The organism is Desulfocicer vacuolatum DSM 3385, assembly GCF_900176365.1.
GTDB lineage: Bacteria > Desulfobacterota > Desulfobacteria > Desulfobacterales > Desulfobacteraceae > Desulfocicer > Desulfocicer vacuolatum.
In genome coordinates this window covers 1-19,243 of record NZ_FWXY01000027.1, presented here as the reverse complement: position 1 = coordinate 19,243, position 19,243 = coordinate 1, and the positions used below count along the sequence as shown (strand labels likewise).

The following is a 19,243-nucleotide window of genomic DNA, read 5'->3' as shown; positions in this document are numbered from 1 at the left end:
GTGCATGACGGCACTGAAATTAAAGCCCTTTGGCAATTGTTTGTTTCATTGATTTTTGCTTGCCTGTGAGAATCATACTTGATATGGTTTCCAGCGAGTATGACCCCCTTGGCAGAGGCAGACCAAGACATTGCCTGAGAATCATCGGCATGGTGACGGTGCTTGCTTTTGCCTTTTGCAGTGGGCACATAAACGTTTGTCTGATGGGAGGGTGATCAATGCAGGAACCGTCAATTCTATTTCAATCCATTTCCGGGGAAAAGGAGGCTGAATCACCGGTGCGCAAGGCCTTTCGAGTACCTGTGCCTGATAATGCCTCTGTACATTTATCTCTGGGAAAAAAAGAATATTCCCTTGTAAATATCAGTCATGGGGGCATCAGTGTACTTTGTGATGAGTCCCTTGATGTTGAATGCGACGAAAGACTGCCCGGCTGGAATGTGCATATTGGAAAAATACAATTGAATAATCTCACCGGCAGGGTGATTCACTGTTCATCCATGCCATCGGGGCAATTGCTTTATGGAATACAATGGGTTGATGTGACTGAAGAGCAGACTGTGAACATACATGAGGCCGTTGCCCGGCTCAAAGCAATGGCCTTTGAAGATAATGAACGCCACATTGACTTGGCCCAAGACGATGAAAAATGACAAATAAAAAAGATATCATGGACCGTAAAATTAAGACGTCTCCGGGGGCAGACGCTGGAATTTCCATGGAGAGGATTGCGACCATTGCCGTTGATGCGATTCTTGAAACATTGAAAAAGGAAACATTGTGATGATTATTGTTTGTCCAAAATGTTCCAGGAAACATCGAGTTAATCCAGACACCTTGAAAAAATATATTGATTCCGGTCGGAATGTTTCCGCCACCTGCAAGGTATGCAAATATAAATTTCCGGTTCATTTGAATAAACTTGTGCAACCTGGCCCGGTAACGGAAGATGATACCGAGGGCACAACGACCCGGAAAATATGTGTCACCCTGAGCAAGGGGGGGGTGGGGAAAACCACAACTTCGGTGAACCTTAGTGCAGGGCTTGCCCTGGCTGGATATAAGGTGCTGCTGGTGGACACAGATACCCAGGGACAATCGGCATATATGCTGGGAAAAAAACCGGTGGCAGGCCTCACCGAACTTCTCACCAAAGAATTACCCCCAAAGGAGTGTATTCTCTCTGCCAGAAAAAATCTCTGGCTTTTGAGTGGGGGAAAATCCCTTGCAGGCATTAAACGCATGATTGACCGTAAAAGCTTTGGTGCAGAATGGGCCTTGTCCGAGGCCCTGAAACCCTTGGAATCTGAGTATGATTTTATTATCATTGATACAGCTCCCGGGTGGGATCAGCTTATTGTTAATGTGTTATTTTATGCCACAGAGGTGCTGATCCCGGTGGCCTTGGAAGTCATGTCCCTGCACGGGTTATCCGAGTTCATGAGAAGTCTGGGTTCCATCCAGAAGTATCGCAATGATGTTCGTTTAAAATATATTGTCCCCACGTTTATGGATGCCCGCATAAAGGGGCCGGAAAAACTTTACTCTGAGCTTAAAAAATTATATCCAGAAGCCATGTGTCAGCCCATTCGTTACTGCGACAGTCTTTCCGAAGCCCCCTCCTTTGGTAAAACGATCTTTGAGTTTGCACCGGGATCCACAGCCTCTTCCGAGTACAGAGAGCTTGTCAAACGCATTGCAGAAAATAATGATAAGTCCATTGTTTGAAAAATGAGATATTTCCCCCTATTATGAGTATGATATATGAAAGAATGTCATCATCTACCTATGAGAATGGCATAAAAATAAAACTAATTGTCGTTTCCATTCTTTTGCTTATGTTGGCCTTGGGCTTTAATACCCTGTTGAATTTAAATTCCCTTGAAGATATTTATGTGGGTTCTACTTTTTCCAAATATTCTGCCATTGGAAATGATTTAAAAAGAAACATTGAAAAATCACTGAGGTTTGGCAAAACAATTGATAGATATTTTGGTTTAAACTCCCTTCTTCTGGAGACCAGAGAGCATTTGACAAAAAAGAATTGTTTTAGTTTTTTTAAAAAAATAGAGCTTATAAGAGCCTATTCCAATCTCTCTGTTTCATTGGCCTTACCCGATAATCAGATTTATTACAGTACAGAACCTTCTTTGATCCACCAACAACTTCCTTCGGAGGTGTCCACCTATTTTAAAACTGTTTTCACCCTTGATGGGGCGGATGAAAACATGGTCAAAAATTATTATAAATTTAACAGTAAATTTTATATTGGCTTGCCCATTGAAAAAAATAAATCCCAGATGGGAACACTTATTATTATATTACCCGAGGCCCAGGTCAATACCTTTATCCATAACGTTTTAATTGAAAAATTGCAATTGGCAGGGCTGATTTTACTGGGGGGGCTGACGGTGCTGCTTATTTTTTTTTTCAAGCCCATTTCCCGGGGTTCCCGCCGGAAAGGATTTTCCAGAAAAGAGGCTTCAGGGGCCATTCTCATGGTCCTTGTGCTGGCACAGATTTTATTTGCATTGCTTAATACCAACTCCTTTAAAAATTGTTACCTTGAGATCACCCGGGAAAAAACCGGCGTGGTGGGCAGCCTTTTAGGGGAAGACATTAACTTTATTCTCAGCAAAGGAATTGCACTGAATCGAATCTTCATGATGGAAAAAACATTGGGAGAAATCATAATGGCCTCACCGGAATTAAGTGATATCATCCTGTTGGATTCAGACCTGTTTCCACTGTACAAAGCAGATAAAAAGGGTTCTTTTGTTGTGAAAAAAGATGGGGAAGATGCATTTAAATCTGTTCGTACTACCCCTTGGCCCAAGGAATCACAATATCACCAGAGTATTACCCTTGGTCATAGCTCCTCGGGGGCTGGGGACTCCGCCGATATTGCAGGGTATATTTCCATCACTATTTCAAAGAAAGTTCTTTTGTCCGAATTAAAGAAAATCATCATGGATGCAATAATAGTGTTGGCGGTTTCACTCCTTTTTTCATGGTATCTTTGCTCATTATGCTTCAATACTTGGCAAAAAAGATGACAACTGCGGGCAAAACCTTTCGAGTTCATTGATGGTAATGCCACGCTGGTGGTGAAGGACGTCTGACATTTAAACTCATATTTTTGTAATAATTTAAGGAGAGCCGTTGGAAATTACATCCAGAAAAATGGAAACAAATACAATTGTCAGCATCAATGGTAGATTGGATGCCGTGTCTGCACCTGAATTTCAAAATGCCTTACTGGGATTGATAGATGACGGGGCAACAATGCTTTTGCTTGATTTTGACGGTGTGGATTACATTAGCAGCGCCGGTTTAAGAAGTATTCTGGTGGTGGCCAAGAAATTACGCAGTGGCCAGGGAGAACTCTCTGTGGCCATGCTCCATGATACCGTAAAAGAAGTATTCGAAATTTCAGGGTTCAGCTCCATTCTTCCTATATTTGATACCGTGGAAGCTGCCTTGTCTTGATGAAAAATGGGACGATTGATCCAACAAGCGTGAATTGGAAAATGAAAGATGCCGAAATTTGACTTCTAAGCAGGTGAATTATTTTTCAGGTAATGTGATATCATCAAATATTTCATCGCTTGCTGCAATGATATCAAATGGCGGATCAAACCCGATTTTTTCAGCCACATAGATGTTCAATGTGATTTTGGGCATCCCTGGGTCAAGCATTGGAAGGGCTCTTGGTGATTCTCCCTGGCATATTTTTACAATTTTATTTGCAACATATTTTCCCCTTGCACTCCAGTCTATGCTGGAAAATCCCATGAGCGCACCGGATTTAACATATTTAGTTCCTTCCCTTGCAAAGGTTGGAATTTCGTTTTCAATCAGAAAGTTAATCAGTAACTTTACGTCATTCTGGGACCAGTCAAAGCAGTTTGTTGCAGGAATAAAAAATGCATCCATACCGTTTTCAACGAGCCATTTCAACCCGGTGAGGCAGTCCTCTGCTTGTGATTGGTCTTTTATTTTGGAATAGGAGATGATCTCAAATCCTTTTCTCTCTGCAACGATGTGTGCATCTGTAAAATTGGTGTATTTACGGCCGTTATCGGTATCCGTATAAATCAAACCCAGTTTTTTGAATCCAACCACATCATGGAAGATTTCAAACATCCGTTCGAACCTGCCGGGAACAATTCTTGCCGTGAAATTATCAATACCGGAGTCATCTTTGCTTGAGACAAATTTTGACTTCAGCGGATCTGAGACACCAATGGCGACAATGGGTGTTTTGTTGTTGTTTACCTTCAGCACAGCTTCGGTGGCCGGCGTGCCAGCTGTGATGAGCATGTCAATGTCGGTGCGGCTCATTAATTTTTTTGCACAGGCATTGAGTTTTGCCCGGTTTTGTGAATTCCATCCCGGACTGAAATGATCTTTTTCCAGAAAGCTGATTTTATCCTCCCACCCCATGGATTCAAGCGCATTTTTGGTGGCCTTCATTATTTCAGGAAAGGCCCAGAATGGTCCACCTTCGATGTATGCTATCCGGTATACCTTATTTTTTGGACCGGTCTTATTTATGCTGGAGGCCCATGCCATCGGTGTCATGATGGTGAAAACAAGAATGGCGGTCAGCAAATATAGCTTGTAAGGTCGTTTCATTTCAATTCTCCGCATATTTTATGTTTTTTTAAAAAAAGGCACCTTTGATTTACACTTTCACTGGGACCTGCCCATTTTCCGGTACTGGTTGTTTAAAAATTGTAAAGTACTTTTGGGGTAATTTAAAGGACCTTAAAAACAATTATAAAATTTTATATTTATCTTCAACCTTTAAATGGGGGATATAGGTTTTTAGATGATTCAATACTTTTTTTTGAAGGTAAATGAAACCGGAATTTTCCGGTTCATCCATCCGGTATTCTTGGGGAAGATCGACAGTTTTCTTTGCCGGAAAGCCGATATATATTCCCGGCTCAAGGAGATCTTTTACTACGATGGTTCCGGCACCCAGAATTACCTGGGGAACTATTTTTATTCCGGCCACAATGGATGCCTGGGAACCCAGGACAGACCCATAGCCGATATAGGTAAGTAATTGAATATCTTCTATGTTATCATGCCGGCCATGGCTCACATGTTTGGTATGGTTGGTGATCACACCCGGTCCCACAAATGAATAATCTTCAATAATGGTGGATTTTGATATGATGGCCCCGGTTCTGATATTGACATGGCTGCCGATGATGCAGGCGCCTGTTGTAATGCAGTGATCATCAATGATGCTGTTGTCTTTAATGATGGTGCCGGATTTGAGGGTCACCCGGTGACCTATTTTTACATTGTTTCCGACAACCACTTCCGGTTCAATAATGGTTTGTTCCCCGATCTGCAAGCCACTGCCGTGTTTAAAATCCTGGGAGATATATGTCAATTTTTGTTATCCTTAATTGTTTAATATTATTGAATAATCATCATGGTATCAGTCGTTTTTTTCACACGCATCCGCCAAGCAAACAAATATGGATTCTTTTTCTTCAATATTCAATACCCTTAGCACCGATCTGTCTAACCACGCATTTTTTCCCCGGAGTATAACCGGAAAATGCCCCCCTGTAAACCGGTCGTGTTTGAATGTGCCGACAAATGCCATTTGGGTTGAGGCAGGGAAATTGTCATCCCCAATGGCCTGAAAGTAACTGCCATTTTTGATAAGACGGATTTCGTCCAGATTGACCCCCAAAATAGGGCCACCGTGAAAGTGTATCCGGTTTAGGTACCTGAATCCCACTTTCTCTATGATACGTTTGGCTAATTTTCCCACAGTTTCACGGAGCCGCTCTTCCGAAGGCCGAACAGATTCATCCATCAGGCATAAATAGATGTCCTCCCGGGGAAACAACTGGCCTGTAAAATTCATATTACCTTGGCGGTTCAATTCCATAAAACGGTTAAAATCAATCCCGGTAAAGGGTTGACCAACAGCATCCCAGAAAGGATTACGGCCGTTTTTTGATAACGGGGCCACAACTTCAGACAGTACTTTGGGGTTGAATTTTTCCTTGAACATTCCCATATAGAGAAAGCGGGTCAAAGCAATAACCGAGCCCAGCTTTTCGGGGTGAGAGTGAAATTTTCTGTCCAGAATCAGGCCGCCGCACATGCTGACGCCTCCGATTTCAGAGGAAAGTCTCAATACCTGATGGTTGATTTTGATTTTCAGATCCGAAGATTTTTGGACCTTTTCCCGGAGTTTAAAGTAGTAGTAGGGGTGTGCTTCAGACGCACAGCTTGAGTGGACCAGGGATTCTCCAATGACTTTTTTACGGGACAAATCCTCAAGTACAAAAACAAAAACAGCGTCTTCAAATGGCATTTGATCTTTAAAGGAAAGGATGCTGGATTGGATCAGCTGATTCAGCACGGGTTTGTCCGGAGGCAGGCTGACAAGAGATGCCTGTTGTGCCAGTTCGTATAGGTCTTGAAGGTCTTTTTCCTCTGCACTTCGAACAATGAAACGATTTTTTTTTGTCATGGTCGTGTCATTTCACCTTATTTACATTAATTTTTTATTGTTTCGCTGTTGTTCTGAGACTGGATGTTTTTATGATGGAGGAGAAGATAGACAAGACTGCATATGGCTGAAATAATCCCCATAATGACAAGGGACAGCTCATAGCCGGTATTCATGATTAAAACGCCCATTAAAAGGGGACCCATAATATTACCCACCCGTTCCCAGAATCTGAAAAGCCCCATGCCGCTGCCAACGCCCATTTTCTTTATTATGGCCAGTTCTGTTACCAGGGATGTTTGGGAGGATACGGAAAACGCATGGGACAGACCTATCATCAAAACGATGATCACCAACGGGGTAAATCCGGTATAAAAATAAAAAAATATCATGGATAATCCGGTTAACATCCCGCCGATAAAAATATTGTATTTCCTATATTGAATTTTTTTCCTGTATTTTGAGATCACAGGCCCCATTAATATGAGAACCATGCCGTACCCCATGATGACCCGGCCGATGGTTCCCTGGGCAACATCGATACTGCGCAGGTACAGGGGAACATAATAAAAAAGGACACCAATTAAAATGATCTTGGCCGGGATTGCCTGGAAAAATGTCAGGGTTACAAACTCCTTGTCCTTCAGAACAGCAAAAAAATACTCAAAACTGAACGGCTCTTTTTTTTGACAATTGGTGACCATCATGGTGTCTTTATTGAAAATGGCCAGAAGGTAAATCAATGCAAAGATTGAAAATACAGCGCTGACAAAAAAAACATTGGCATAGCCAATTCGGTTTGCCAGCATGCCACCGATCACTGTTCCGCAAATATCACCGCTGAAATATGCGGCAACAAATGCTGCCATGCCGACGGTCCGGTTGTGTGTTGTGGTATTTTCATAAACGAACTGCTGGCTTGCAACCAGTACGATGCCGAATCCAATACCTGACACAGACCGGAAGATGATCAGTTGAAGGATATCCCGGGACAGGGCGGTTAGAATCAGACCGGCCGTATTCAGTATTATCCCGGTGATCAGTGGTTTAAACCAGCCCTTGGAGTCACAAAAGCTACCTGCCAGAGGCATGCTCATCGCGAAAAAAAACATGAAAATTGAAATGGGGAGCCCCAGGACCAGTTCCCTTGACAATCCAAACAAGGGTTCATATAAACTATCCACCAACATGGGTAAAAAAGAGATGGAAAAGCTCTGGGCCATGATGAAATAAAAAATCAAAGGGCGCACATAGGGATACAAAGAGACTTGCCTTGCTGATGACATTTCAGATGCATCCCCCGGCCCGGCATGGGGCAATGACAGGGTTTTTGTGAAATTGCTCATCTGATTATTCATCCCGGCCAGGTTTTGTTTCAGTTGCTCAATGGAACCTTTGAAATTGGAAGGCATTTTCCGGGTACAGGAATGGTCCGAAGCAAGGATGCGATCTATATGATCGCATTGATCGGTAATGGCCTTTGAAAAATCTTGATTCATCCGGGGGGACCATTTCTGCATGAGCTGGAATGTGGATATTTGTTTCAAATACCTTATCATGAAGTCGTTAAACCGGCTGATCAGCTGATTCAGTTCATTCATTAAAAGGTAGGTTCTACCGGGTAGAAGAGAAAAACTGTTCGTGGCCCGTTTCATTTGTTTTTCAACGGTTTCTATGGGACTGGTGATGCTGAAAGTAACAAAAAGGGACAAAAATTCAAATGTCATGAGGATGGATACGATAATTACAGTGGTAATGTCAAACAAGACCTCCCGCAGTTTGGTCCTGATGGGGTCCAACGACAGCCTCAGGTTAATGTATCCGACCTTGGTCCTTTTTTTTACGTCATACAAAGGTAGACTGATATCTGTCTGTATTTCTGGTATATAGCCGTCTTTTTTTTTCTGGAAAATGTCAGATGGTTTTTCTCCGGGGTTATTTTTTATCATGGTCATATGGTCGGCATAATACAAGACAAAGCCCTGATCATCAGTTATTTCGATATATTCCATCTCAGTGGCTGCGTCCAATACTTTTTTCAGGGTTTTTTCCAGTTTTATCAGCTTGGTTAACGGGATGTTCAGACCCAGTACCGCTTCAATATCATTTTTGAGAAAATGACCCAGTTTCATGGATTTGATCTGCATGGACTCAAGATAGCTTTTCTGGAAAGATGCCATATTTTTCTGGGAATAGAAAATCTGGCAAACAATAATAACACAGATGGATATAAGAGCAACTTTGATACGAAGGTTCATTTTATTTTCAGAGTTCCACAATATTAAAAAAGTGTCAGTTAATTTTCCGGAGCAGTGCCCAGCATTTCATTAAAAAAATTTTCATTCAGATCCAGCATTGAGCGAATGTTTTTTTGTTTTTCCAGCATGAGAAGGATCAGATGTTTTTGATCTTTATCCAGATCCTTGCCCAGATTTTTTACCATTTTATTTATTTTTACTTCCAGAGCATTCAACTGCTGTGCATTTTCGAGTATTTTTGTGTGTTTTCTTTTTATTTTCTCAAATTCCTTCATTTTTTCGGTGGTATCTGTAACAAAATGGTGGATATGGGTTTCCAACAGGAGCAGGTCCTTGTTGGATTTTGAAGTGTTCCGGTTATTTGGGAAATCATTGCCGTTTCCGTTTGTCCCTGTCCAGGTCAGTCCCCGGCTGATTTTTATCAAATCTTTTTTTATGGGGCGGGCAATAAAAATGGAAACCAGCATAAACAGTCCCACAAAGGTCAGGGGGATAAAAAACCAAAGGGTATTGATGGTGGTAAATGCCATGGCTTTTAATTTGGAATACACAATTTCCCTTGGAAAGGTAAGTTTGATATAACCCACAAGCGTTTTGGAGCGACCATAAAGAGGGACAAAGGTATTGTAAATTCCCTTGATCAGCTGGGTGTTCACGTCTTTGTGTTCATTGGATATGATAGGGGGTAACACAATGGTTTTTCCGATTAAATGTTTGTTCGAATGGTAAAGAATTTTTCCATCAGCCAGGATAATGCCCGCCGATAAAAGTTCATTGTCATCTTCCAAAAGCTTTTCAATCAGATTATCCATGTTTGTGAAGCGGTCCAGGGGTTTTCCGAATCGTAAGGACTGCTCGATTTTTACCTTCAGGTTGCTGCCGGCTATTTCCGTTGTTGAAATCAATGATTTAACATAAATTTTTTCAAAAGAAGCAATGCTTAAAAAAGAATTTAGTAACAGGCTGAAAAAGAGAATCGTCAGGGTTACAAAAATAATTTTCAGATTAAAGTTCATGGGTTATTCTCTATTAAATGTCAAAAATTAAATTCTTATCTTTTGTTTTCGTGTTATTTTGCCGGGAGAATCAGAAAAAATTTGGGGTTCTGCCTTGTCCAGACTTAGGATTTTAGAAAAATTAATTTTGCAGTTGAGGGGGATCACCGGGTTTTGTTCCTTTGAAAATTAAACTTAGCATGGTGATGTCGTCGGATTGGGGCGCCTCTTTTGAAAAATTTTTCAGATCGTGGTTCACCCTTTCAATAATTGCCTTTGCATCCAAGTCGTTGGTGTTGTCGATAAGTTCAAGGAGTTTTGCATCGGAATACAGTGCCTTATTTGAGTTCATGGCTTCTGTTACTCCGTCTGTGTAGAAAAAAAGAGTATCTCCCGGTTTTAATGTGACTGCAAGTTCTTTAAAGGCCATACCTTCCATGGCACCGGCCATGGGCCCACTTAATCCTTTTTGAAAAAAAGTATTGTTTCCAGATTTGATGATCGGTGGATTATGCCCGGCATTGCTATACCTCAATAGGCCGGTTTTAATATTTAGAATGCCCACAAGAAGGGTGACAAACATACAATTTGGGTTGTCTTTACTCAGGAGTTCATTGATTTTTGTGATGATTATTGATGTTGAATCAGTGGTTTCTGCATAGGTTTTAATTAATGTTTTGGTGATGACCATGAACAGGGCAGCCGGTACTCCTTTGTCTGAGACATCGCCGATGGAAATGCACAAATGTTCATCATCCATCATAAAAAAATCAAAAAGATCACCACCGACCTCCCGGGCAGGTTCCAGGTAGGCATGAAGATCAAATTCTTTTTTTTCCGGATAGGGAGGGAATACCTTGGGTAGAATCCCCAATTGAATATCCCTTGCAACATTTAATTCGCTTTCAATGCGTTCTTTTGCTGTGGTGGTGTCGATTAACTGGGTGATACTCGTCTGTAATTCCTGAAACATATATAAAAAAGAGCTTGCAAGGGCACCTACTTCGTCTTTTCTGCCAGTGTAAAAATCTTTTTTCAGGTTCAAGGTGAATTCCGGGGCCGTTAAGTTTTCATGGGGAATGTGCTTGATTTTTTGTGTCAATAATTTTAAGGGGTTGGAAAAACGTTTCACTGCCAGGCTTAATACAAAAAAACCCACAAGAAAGATGATGGCAATGACAGTGGACAATCTTGCAGCCAACTGGCCGGCCGGTTGCCTGATCTCTTCCACCGGCACAAGGGCTGTGATATACCAGTCCAGGGCCTTGATGTGGGAAGTGTATGCGTTTATATTCTTTTTACCCATAAAAAAAGTGGTGGGTGCGTCCTGGTCGGCGTGCGCCATAAAGGATTGGGTTATATTTGTTGTTACTGTGGAAAGATATGTGTCAGCTGGAGGAATCAAGAGGTCTCCAGCATGGTTGAAAAGAAAAATAGTACCTGTCTGTGCAATTCTTATCTGCTTGAAGTTTTCTTCCAACACCTCAATAATATCGTTGATCTTTTCCCGGGTTTCTGCTTCAATTTCAGAAATGTCATTGGTGATGCCAAGGGTCCATTCCCAATGGGGAATACGGATCAGGTAGGCTATTTTTTTATTTTTTTCGTTCTGACATGAAAAAACGGCAAATTTATGGAACAGGGAGTCTGGGGTATTGATGCTCTGGGAAACGGGTTTGGATTTGATGTCCTTCACAGATGTCAGGTTTTTGCCATCCAGGATGCCGGCACTGTGGAAAAAAATATCATGGGAGGCATCGGCCAGAAAAATTTCCGAGGATATTTCCAGTGTGCTGAGCCAATCCAGTACGTTCTTTTTTGCAAGGGCCTCATGGGCATTTGGGCTGACCTGATATAATAGATCCATGGACTTCATTAAGAGTGCACTTTCACCCTGTAATTGTTTTTTCCTTCTTTTGATAAACGCCACCTTGTCAAGAAGAAGGTTTTTATATTTTCCTTCAACGCTTAATAAGATGATTTGCTTAATATTTTCAATATTCTTATGTTCCGAGTTTAAAATGGCATTTTTCACATCTGTTTGCGTAAGGAAGATAATGCTGGCAGTGGTGGCGATGAAAATAATACTGATCAAAAGCAGAATTTTGGTTTGCAGGGAGTGCATCATTGCTTCTCCTTAGGGGATGATGTTCATGATCTCCCCAAAGTGGCCGGTGTTATGATTACGTCCGTCAGGATTGTTATGGATCTCAACTTTCGGTGTTCGCATTTCGTGGTGGGGTCAGGCTTTCGTTATTGACATTATCGAGGCTTTTTTCGTTGGCAAAGGCCTTGGTCGATAACATCAATAACAAAAGCCTGACCCCGTCGGCACACTGAGCCCATCGGTATATTTAAAAATGCCGGCTTTGAAATGAAGCCCGAAAGTTGAGTTATGGATGACGCTGGCCTTTGTCTCCGGTGGGAAGGGCTGGGACATGGTCAGTTCTCCTTTGCCATATTGATGGTAACGGTTATGATATTTTTGTGATTACTGCGCTTGTATTCAATGTCATCTGCCATCTGGGTTACCATGAACAGGCCAAGTCCGCCGATGTCTCGTTCATCAATCTCTTTTGTGATATCCGGAGGATCTGCTGTCAACGGATCAAAGGGGGGACCGGTGTCTGCAAAAGAAATGATTACTTTATCATTAAGCTGTTGAAATTCGATGGAGATATTTCCTGAATCTGTATCTTTGTAGGCATGATTGATGATGTTTGTGATAATTTCTTCAACTATGACATGGATGACCGGTAATTTACCGGTTTGAAGGCTTGCCGGTGTGATATGGTTCTGGACAAACTCTTGAATGGATGTCAGCGAATTTAGCGTTGCAGGCCATGTGTTGCCTATCATTTTTTAGTTCTGACCCTCCTGGATATTTGTCAATATATGGATATACATTATCAAAATACAGCTTAGGGGTAAATATTCGGGCAGCACCCCATCTTCACTCATTTGGGCCTGCTCACATAGCAATAGTATGCTACGCAGTCCCAACTAAGCGAAGATGGGGCACTGGCCAAACATTTACAAAACCAACCCGAATATTTACGCTTAGGGAGCCAGATCTTATTGTTTTTCCATTTGCAAAACTCAGACCACCATATTTTGTGGCCAGCACATTGGATAAACGGTAAACGGTAAATTGAAAACTGCTAATTTCCTTACAGCCGGCATTTAACCCCGCATACATAGGACAGAATAGAGCAAATAAAGTTTCAAGACAAGACCAAAATAAACATGCAATGCCTGGAATTTATCTCTTTGGGTGTGAATCATCCATAATTAGACGTATTTTTTCTTTTTTTTAAATATTATTTGAAAAGTTTAAAATAATATTATATAATTTTTGGCTTATTAAAATTTTATTGACTGAGCATTCCGGCCTTTTTTTCTACTTACTTAATGAATCAACAACCAGGCCCTGTCGGGCGCAATGAATATTACAATATTATCGTGCCGCCGACCCCCGAGGGAAAATGGTCCCGGCCCGGAACTGTATTCTGGCCCGGCTCTGCCCACAACTAAGGATAAAAACACTCCACAAATTTGCAGAGTGTTTCATATAAAAAAGGAATACCATGTCCCAAAATGATCCACCCTTGATCGGGTTTGACGAAATGAACCTGAGCCCCTCGCTATGTAACGCACTGCAGGATGTGGGGTATAAAACCCCCACCCCTATTCAATCTTTAACCATTCCCCATTTGCTCCAGGGCCGGGATGTGCTGGGCCAGGCAAGAACCGGTACCGGAAAAACCGCGGCCTTTGCCCTGCCGCTTCTCTCCCGCATTGATCTTGCCAATAGAAAACCCCAGATTCTGGTGTTAGCCCCCACCCGGGAGCTGGCCATACAGGTGACTGAATCCTTTAAGACCTATGGGGCCAGAATGAAGGGGTTGAGCGTACTCTCTGTCTATGGCGGCCAGAGTTATGGCATTCAGTTGACAGCGCTTAAACGCGGTGTTCATGTGGTGGTGGGAACCCCCGGTCGTCTTATGGATCACCTCCAGAGAAAAACCCTTAATTTCTCAGATCTTTTTTGTGTGGTTTTGGATGAAGCAGATGAAATGCTTCACATGGGGTTTATTGAAGATGTGCAGTGGATATTGGACCGAACCCCCAAAAATGCCCAGACCGCCCTTTTTTCTGCCACCATGCCAGGGCCCATTCGCAAAATTGCCCAGAAATATTTAACAGACCCCAAAGAGGTGCTGGTGCGTTCGGATGTGGATGTTATCAGTACCATTAATCAACAATTCTGGTTGGTAAAGGGAGAAAAAAAATCCAATGCTTTGATCCGGATACTGGAGGCCACCACCTTTGACGGGGTCATTGTCTTTGCCAGAACCAGGGTGGCCACGGTGGAGGTGGCAAAAAGCCTGGAAGAGAGAGGCTTTAAAGCCGAGGCCCTGAATGGGGATATGGCCCAGACAGCCAGGGAGCGTACCATTGCCCGGTTGAAAAATGGACACATCGATATTCTGGTGGCAACGGATGTGGCGGCCCGGGGACTGGATGTGGAGCGCATTTCCCATGTGATTAATTATGACATGCCATCCAAGGTGGACCCCTATGTCCATCGCATCGGCAGAACCGGCAGGGCTGGACGCACCGGAGAGGCTATCTTGTTTTTAAATCGCAATGAGCGCTGGATGATCCGAAACATTGAACGGGCCACCAAACAGAAAATAAAACAGATGCTTCTGCCCTCCAACCGGGATATCAATGAAAAACGGATCAAGGATTTTAAAGACGGCATTACCCAGACCCTGGCATCGGAAGATTTGAGCGTTTTCCAGGAGTTGGTGGAAGCCTATGCCCTGGAGCATGATGTTTCTGTGGCGCAGGTTGCGGCAGCCCTTGGTAAACGTGCCCATGGCAGCGCTGCCTTTTTGCTGCCGGCCCGGGAGTCCCATGGGAAAAAAGGACCGGGCCATGGGGCACGGAAAAGTGCCTCGGTGCGGAAACCACGCACCGACCGGGAAGCGTTCCGGGACAATGACACCACCGGCCGGGGCAGGGGACACCGGGAAAGGGGTAAAGCTCTCCGGGATCAAGAGTTGAGCCCGGGTAAGGGGGGCTCCCGCCAAAAAGAAGAGGTTTTTGAAAGAAATGCACAAAAAGGAAAAATAAATTCCAGGACTGTCCGGGAAGAACCCTTGTTAAAAACGGAAAAGGGCCGTGATCATGCAGGGGAAAGAAAATCCCGGGAAAAAAGACGTATGCCACCCCTGGAAAGAGGAATGGAACGATTTCGCATTGAGGTGGGACGGCAGCATGGGGTCCAGCCCAAGGATATTGTGGGGGCCATTGCCAATGAGGCCGGCCTTGAAAGTAAATACATCGGTTCCATTGATATTCATCCGGAATTTTCCCTGGTGGATTTGCCCACGGGTATGCCAAAGGTGGTTTTCCGGGGATTGAAAAAAACCTGGGTCAGGTCTCGTCAGATGGCAATTTCCAAATATATGTAAATCCATGGATCATGTCTGCTCCATGAGGGGGATATATGAAAGGTTTGGTGTTCACAGAGTTCATAGAAATGGTGGAAACTGATTTTGGATTTGAGGTGGCAGATCGTATCATTGAAAATGCTGACACCTCAAGCAAGGGGGTTTTTACAGGGGTGGGCACCTATCCTTCCCGGGATATGGCGGCTTTGTTGACACAGCTTCAAATGGAGATAAATCAATCGATTCCAGAGCTGCTGCGTTATTTTGGAAAACATTTATTTCATCGTTTTTCCAAGCTTTATGAGCATTTGCTCACGGATGTAAAGGATACATTTGACCTTTTACAGCGCATTGAAAATTTTATCCACGTGGAAGTTAAAAAACTGTATCCCGATGCCCGGTTACCTGCCATTGATGCGCATATGATTTCCCATGACACCATGGAATTGATGTATCGTTCCCGCAGAAAATTGGCCCATCTGGCCCATGGATTAATACAGGGATGTGCCGCCTATTTTGGTGAAGTCATGGAAATTGAGATGGAAAACATGCTGGAGGATGCAAGCCACGTCCGGTTTATCATCAGGAAAGTGTGACATGGACCCTGACATTTTAAAAAGAGCCCTGGATCGGGAGCGCAAAGCCAGAAAAGAGGCGGAACGCATCATTGAGCAGAAATCCCTGGAAATTTACCGGGCCAACCGGGAATTGAAGCAATTGAACCAGAGCCTTGAACAGCGTATCCGGGAAAGGACCCGGGAGATCGAAGCCTCCAGAAAAGATCTGATGCTGGCCAAGGAAGAGGCCGAGGCAGCCACCAAAGCCAAATCCCTTTTTCTCTCCACCATGAGCCATGAGATCCGGACGCCCCTGAACGGCATCATCGGCATCACTGAATTGATGATGAAAATCAACGGTGATAAACGTCTGGAAGAGATGCTGGCCAACATGAAATATTCAGCAGATAATCTGCTTGTCATTATCAATGATATCCTGGATTTTTCTAAAATTGAAGCAGGTAAAATCACCTTTGAAAAAATAGATTTTTCCCTTGATACACTGCTTGAAGGGCTGCGCCAGACCTTTCGATTCCGCAGGGAGGAGAAAAATCTTTCTTTTACTGTGGAAAAGTCACCGGACGTACCGGCGTGGATTGTGGGGGATCGGGTGAAGTTAAATCAGATTTTAATTAATCTGGTGGGCAACGCCTTTAAGTTCACCTCCCATGGGCATATCCGGGTGCAGGTTACGCAATCAGACCAAGACACTGAAGGGCTTTGGCTGCAATTTTCCGTAAAAGACTCCGGTGTCGGTATCCCCCGCTCCCGCCATGACCGCATTTTTCAAAGTTTTACCCAGTCGGAGAAAGATACTGTGAGAAAATATGGCGGCACCGGTTTAGGTCTTGCCATCACCCGCCGGCTCATTGAGTTGCAGGGGGGGTGTATTTTCCTTGAAAGTGAGCGCAATAAGGGGGCGCATTTCTATTTTCAACTTCCCTTTGGCCGGGGGCGTGCTCCGGTTACTACCCATGATAATAAAGCGATCATGCCGGATGCCCAACTCCGGGGGCGGCGCATATTGCTGGCCGAAGACAATAAAATCAATCAGTTTGTTGCCACAAAGTTTTTAAAAAACTGGGGACTTGACGTGGACATTGCCAACACCGGTCAGGAGGCTGTGGACATGGTGGCTGACAATGTCTATGATCTGGTGCTCATGGATATTCAAATGCCGGTGATGGGAGGGGTTGAAGCTGCCGGAATTATCCGGCAATGGGAACAAAAAAAAGAGTATCGTGGCCATTTGCCCATCATCGCCCTTACTGCCAGTGCCTTTGATGAGATTCAGCAGGAAGCCATCCAGGCCGGTATGGATGATTTTACCACCAAACCCATTCAACAAAAGGCATTGTATGCCAGGATTTTAAAATGGATATTGAGCAAATAACAGACACAGATGATTTTATTCTCCTCCGGGAGATTGTGAACCGCTTGCCATGGGGGATCGTTGTCATTGATCATGCCCTTAATGTCCAATACATGAATCCGCGATTCCAGGAAATATTTGATCCGCCGTTGACCAAACAGCTGCCCATGGACCGGGGAACATCGCCCGGGTGCCTGGGGCATATCCTTGGGTGTAAATATAATGGTTCTACAGATCATCTTGAGGGTAAGGGACCTTGTCGACATTGTGAGTTGCGTCTTCCAAGTGATACCCTTGCAGCGCTTACCTCAAGTAAAGGGAACGCTTTGGAAGGTAAATATACGGTGGTAAAGGAATTTCGCATCCATGGGAAGAATATATTAAAATATCTCGAGATTCGGCATGTTCCCTTAATGGATCAACGTGTGATGATCCTGGTGAAAGACTGTACCCAAAAGGCCCTGGCCCGGTTGAATGAGATGGAAGATTCATCCCACCGGGGTTGAAATTCAGGGCAGGATCAATGCTGTTTTAATATCCACACCGGATTTTATCAGCCCTTGCTCCAGCATGATCTGTTCCGTCTGCTGCCACGCCTTTACATTAATGTGTCCGATTTTTTTGCTGCGGTCCGGCCACACCAGTTTCCGGGTGGATATGAGCTGTTTTTCCTGGAGAACTCCGGGGGTGTCTTTGTCATACTTTTGAAGGATGCCCAGGGCCAGATCCTGGTTGGCAGGGTCCATGGCCGTTTGCCATCCCTTTAACAAGGCTTTTTTAAAGCGGGCCACAATGTCCGGGTGATGTTTCACCATTTTTTCCGAGGTTACCACGGAGTTGGCCACAAATTGTACCCCGTGATCCCCGGGGTTGAAAAAACGGATATCCTCTCCTGCTTTTTTCAGTTTTTCACCGATGATGATGCCCTGGGCATTTTTGTACACCGGCCACACCTCAATTTTATCCATGTAAAAAGGGGTGTAGTCGTATCTGACACTGGCCAGGGTGAGCTCATTTTCCTTGATGCCTCCCCGGGCAAGCAAGGTTTTCATGATGGTTTCATCATTGCCGCCATAGGTGATACCCACAATGCGGCCCCGGAGATCCTCCACTTTGTTAATGACGGGTTTGTTTGTTTTACTGATCCATTGCAGGGGATTTATCTGGAAGAGCTGGGCTATGACCACCACCGGGGCTCCCTTGGCCCGGGCCCGGATCACCTGGTCCGCCGATGCCACTCCAAAAGCGGCATAACCCATCTCAAGTTCCCTGATGGCATCCCGTTCCGGCCCGCCGGCCTTGACACTGACAGTGAGTCCTTCTTTGGCAAAAAGTCCCTGATCTTCGGCCAGGATATCCCCTGTGACGCTGGCATTGAAAAGCCATTTCAGGCGATAGTTGAGATTTTCTGTGGCCCGGCAGGGTGAAACCGTGGAAATCGCAAAAACAGTGCATGAAATAAAAAGAATAAAAAATAAATGTATGATATTTTTTTTCATGAAAGTTCCTCCTGGTCAACAATGACCCATTTTTTGACAGTGATGTCCGGTTAGGTTTTTGCAGACTTCTTTTTCTTTTTTTTGGTCCTTTTTTTGACAGCCCTATCGCCTGATAAAGGGTATCTGAGCTCATTTTGTATATCATTTCTCAGTTGGCGGATTCTTTTGATGGAAACTTTTTCATTGAATTTATCATGACAATATATGGCCATGAGTAGATATGAAATAAGCCCACCAAGGATTTGTACCATGACTCCATACTCACTGCGAGCAATTAAGTGATACACTTTGAGATGTTTTTTCCACCATTTGAAAAAAGACTCAATGTCCCACCTGAGCTTGTAGATTTTTGCCACTTGCTCGGCAGTCAGATCATGTCGATCAGTTGCCACGTAAAATGTTGAGCCTGCAATTTTATATCCAACGACTCGGACTGGTGTCTCTGATTGATTTACCCCTGGAGTTCCAAGTAGGACTTCTGCATCATAAAAAATATGAGTGTCCTCCGGCACAAAGTTCTGTTTGATGATAGTTCGCGTAGTTTTGATTTTGATTCGGCATACAAAATGTTTTCCCTCAGCCTGTAGCAAATCAAAATCTTTATGGGATT

Annotated in this window: 19 protein-coding genes; 10 read left to right on the top strand and 9 right to left on the bottom strand. The window is 43.7% G+C overall.

Annotated features, from left to right (window positions below; translation table 11 throughout):
* Positions 1–65: 65 nt before the first annotated feature.
* From B9A32_RS21945 to B9A32_RS18190, 6 genes are all read left to right on the top strand, one after another.
* A complete protein-coding gene (locus tag B9A32_RS21945; RefSeq protein WP_212638008.1) occupies positions 66–215 on the top strand; it encodes a hypothetical protein in 150 nt (49 codons plus the stop codon).
* A 3-nt stretch (positions 216–218) separates the two neighbouring features.
* Positions 219–653, top strand: coding sequence for a PilZ domain-containing protein (locus B9A32_RS18205; protein WP_084071391.1), 435 nt, complete (start codon positions 219–221; stop codon positions 651–653).
* Positions 650–784, top strand: coding sequence for a hypothetical protein (locus B9A32_RS22415; RefSeq protein WP_269749043.1), 135 nt, complete (start codon positions 650–652; stop codon positions 782–784). The genes B9A32_RS18205 and B9A32_RS22415 overlap by 4 nt, the downstream gene beginning before the upstream one ends.
* Complete coding sequence (locus B9A32_RS18200) at positions 784–1,728, top strand: AAA family ATPase (protein WP_084071390.1); 945 nt, start codon at positions 784–786, stop codon at positions 1,726–1,728. The genes B9A32_RS22415 and B9A32_RS18200 overlap by 1 nt, the downstream gene beginning before the upstream one ends.
* A 23-nt stretch (positions 1,729–1,751) precedes the next feature.
* A complete protein-coding gene (locus B9A32_RS18195; protein WP_084071389.1) occupies positions 1,752–3,056 on the top strand; it encodes a hypothetical protein in 1,305 nt (434 codons plus the stop codon).
* A 106-nt stretch (positions 3,057–3,162) separates the two neighbouring features.
* Positions 3,163–3,489, top strand: coding sequence for an STAS domain-containing protein (locus B9A32_RS18190; RefSeq protein WP_269749042.1), 327 nt, complete (start codon positions 3,163–3,165; stop codon positions 3,487–3,489).
* Between the two features lie 78 nt (positions 3,490–3,567).
* Here B9A32_RS18190 and B9A32_RS18185 read toward each other — a convergent pair whose 3' ends face one another.
* The 7 genes from B9A32_RS18185 to B9A32_RS18155 all read right to left on the bottom strand — a co-directional run bounded on the left by B9A32_RS18185 (position 3,568) and on the right by B9A32_RS18155 (position 12,602).
* Positions 3,568–4,638 (bottom strand): ABC transporter substrate binding protein, encoded by a 1,071-nt coding sequence (locus tag B9A32_RS18185; RefSeq protein ID WP_170923898.1) that lies wholly within the window; start codon positions 4,636–4,638, stop codon positions 3,568–3,570.
* A gap of 142 nt (positions 4,639–4,780) precedes the next feature.
* Positions 4,781–5,410: an LbetaH domain-containing protein gene (locus B9A32_RS18180; protein WP_084071387.1), complete on the bottom strand. Its 630-nt coding sequence runs from the start codon at positions 5,408–5,410 to the stop codon at positions 4,781–4,783.
* A 48-nt stretch (positions 5,411–5,458) separates the two neighbouring features.
* The gene (locus B9A32_RS18175) at positions 5,459–6,511 is read right to left on the bottom strand and encodes an arginine N-succinyltransferase (protein ID WP_084071386.1); all 1,053 of its coding nucleotides are present in this window, start codon (positions 6,509–6,511) and stop codon (positions 5,459–5,461) included.
* A 26-nt stretch (positions 6,512–6,537) separates the two neighbouring features.
* Complete coding sequence (locus tag B9A32_RS18170; protein ID WP_084071385.1) at positions 6,538–8,748, bottom strand: MFS transporter; 2,211 nt, start codon at positions 8,746–8,748, stop codon at positions 6,538–6,540.
* Positions 8,749–8,786: 38 nt separating this feature from the next.
* The gene (locus B9A32_RS18165) at positions 8,787–9,764 is read right to left on the bottom strand and encodes a hypothetical protein (protein WP_084071384.1); all 978 of its coding nucleotides are present in this window, start codon (positions 9,762–9,764) and stop codon (positions 8,787–8,789) included.
* Positions 9,765–9,885: 121 nt separating this feature from the next.
* The gene (locus B9A32_RS18160; RefSeq protein WP_084071383.1) at positions 9,886–11,871 is read right to left on the bottom strand and encodes a SpoIIE family protein phosphatase; all 1,986 of its coding nucleotides are present in this window, start codon (positions 11,869–11,871) and stop codon (positions 9,886–9,888) included.
* Positions 11,872–12,185: 314 nt separating this feature from the next.
* Positions 12,186–12,602 (bottom strand): ATP-binding protein, encoded by a 417-nt coding sequence (locus B9A32_RS18155; protein WP_084071382.1) that lies wholly within the window; start codon positions 12,600–12,602, stop codon positions 12,186–12,188.
* Between the two features lie 728 nt (positions 12,603–13,330).
* Here B9A32_RS18155 and B9A32_RS18150 point away from each other — a divergent pair.
* The 4 genes from B9A32_RS18150 to B9A32_RS18135 are packed head-to-tail and all read left to right on the top strand — an operon-like array spanning position 13,331 to position 17,640.
* The gene (locus tag B9A32_RS18150) at positions 13,331–15,226 is read left to right on the top strand and encodes a DEAD/DEAH box helicase (RefSeq protein WP_084071381.1); all 1,896 of its coding nucleotides are present in this window, start codon (positions 13,331–13,333) and stop codon (positions 15,224–15,226) included.
* Positions 15,227–15,261: 35 nt separating this feature from the next.
* Positions 15,262–15,801, top strand: a complete 540-nt coding sequence (locus B9A32_RS18145; protein WP_084071380.1) for a heme NO-binding domain-containing protein — start codon at positions 15,262–15,264, stop codon at positions 15,799–15,801.
* A 1-nt stretch (position 15,802) separates the two neighbouring features.
* The gene (locus B9A32_RS18140) at positions 15,803–17,155 is read left to right on the top strand and encodes an ATP-binding protein (RefSeq protein WP_170923897.1); all 1,353 of its coding nucleotides are present in this window, start codon (positions 15,803–15,805) and stop codon (positions 17,153–17,155) included.
* Positions 17,137–17,640, top strand: a complete 504-nt coding sequence (locus tag B9A32_RS18135) for a hypothetical protein (protein WP_084071378.1) — start codon at positions 17,137–17,139, stop codon at positions 17,638–17,640. Before B9A32_RS18140 ends, B9A32_RS18135 begins: the two co-directional genes overlap by 19 nt.
* Before the next feature lie 3 nt (positions 17,641–17,643).
* Here B9A32_RS18135 and B9A32_RS18130 read toward each other — a convergent pair whose 3' ends face one another.
* Positions 17,644–18,633, bottom strand: coding sequence for an ABC transporter substrate-binding protein (locus B9A32_RS18130; RefSeq protein ID WP_084071377.1), 990 nt, complete (start codon positions 18,631–18,633; stop codon positions 17,644–17,646).
* Between the two features lie 50 nt (positions 18,634–18,683).
* A partial coding sequence (locus B9A32_RS18125; protein WP_232367020.1) for a transposase occupies positions 18,684–19,243 on the bottom strand: 560 nt, incomplete at its 5' end.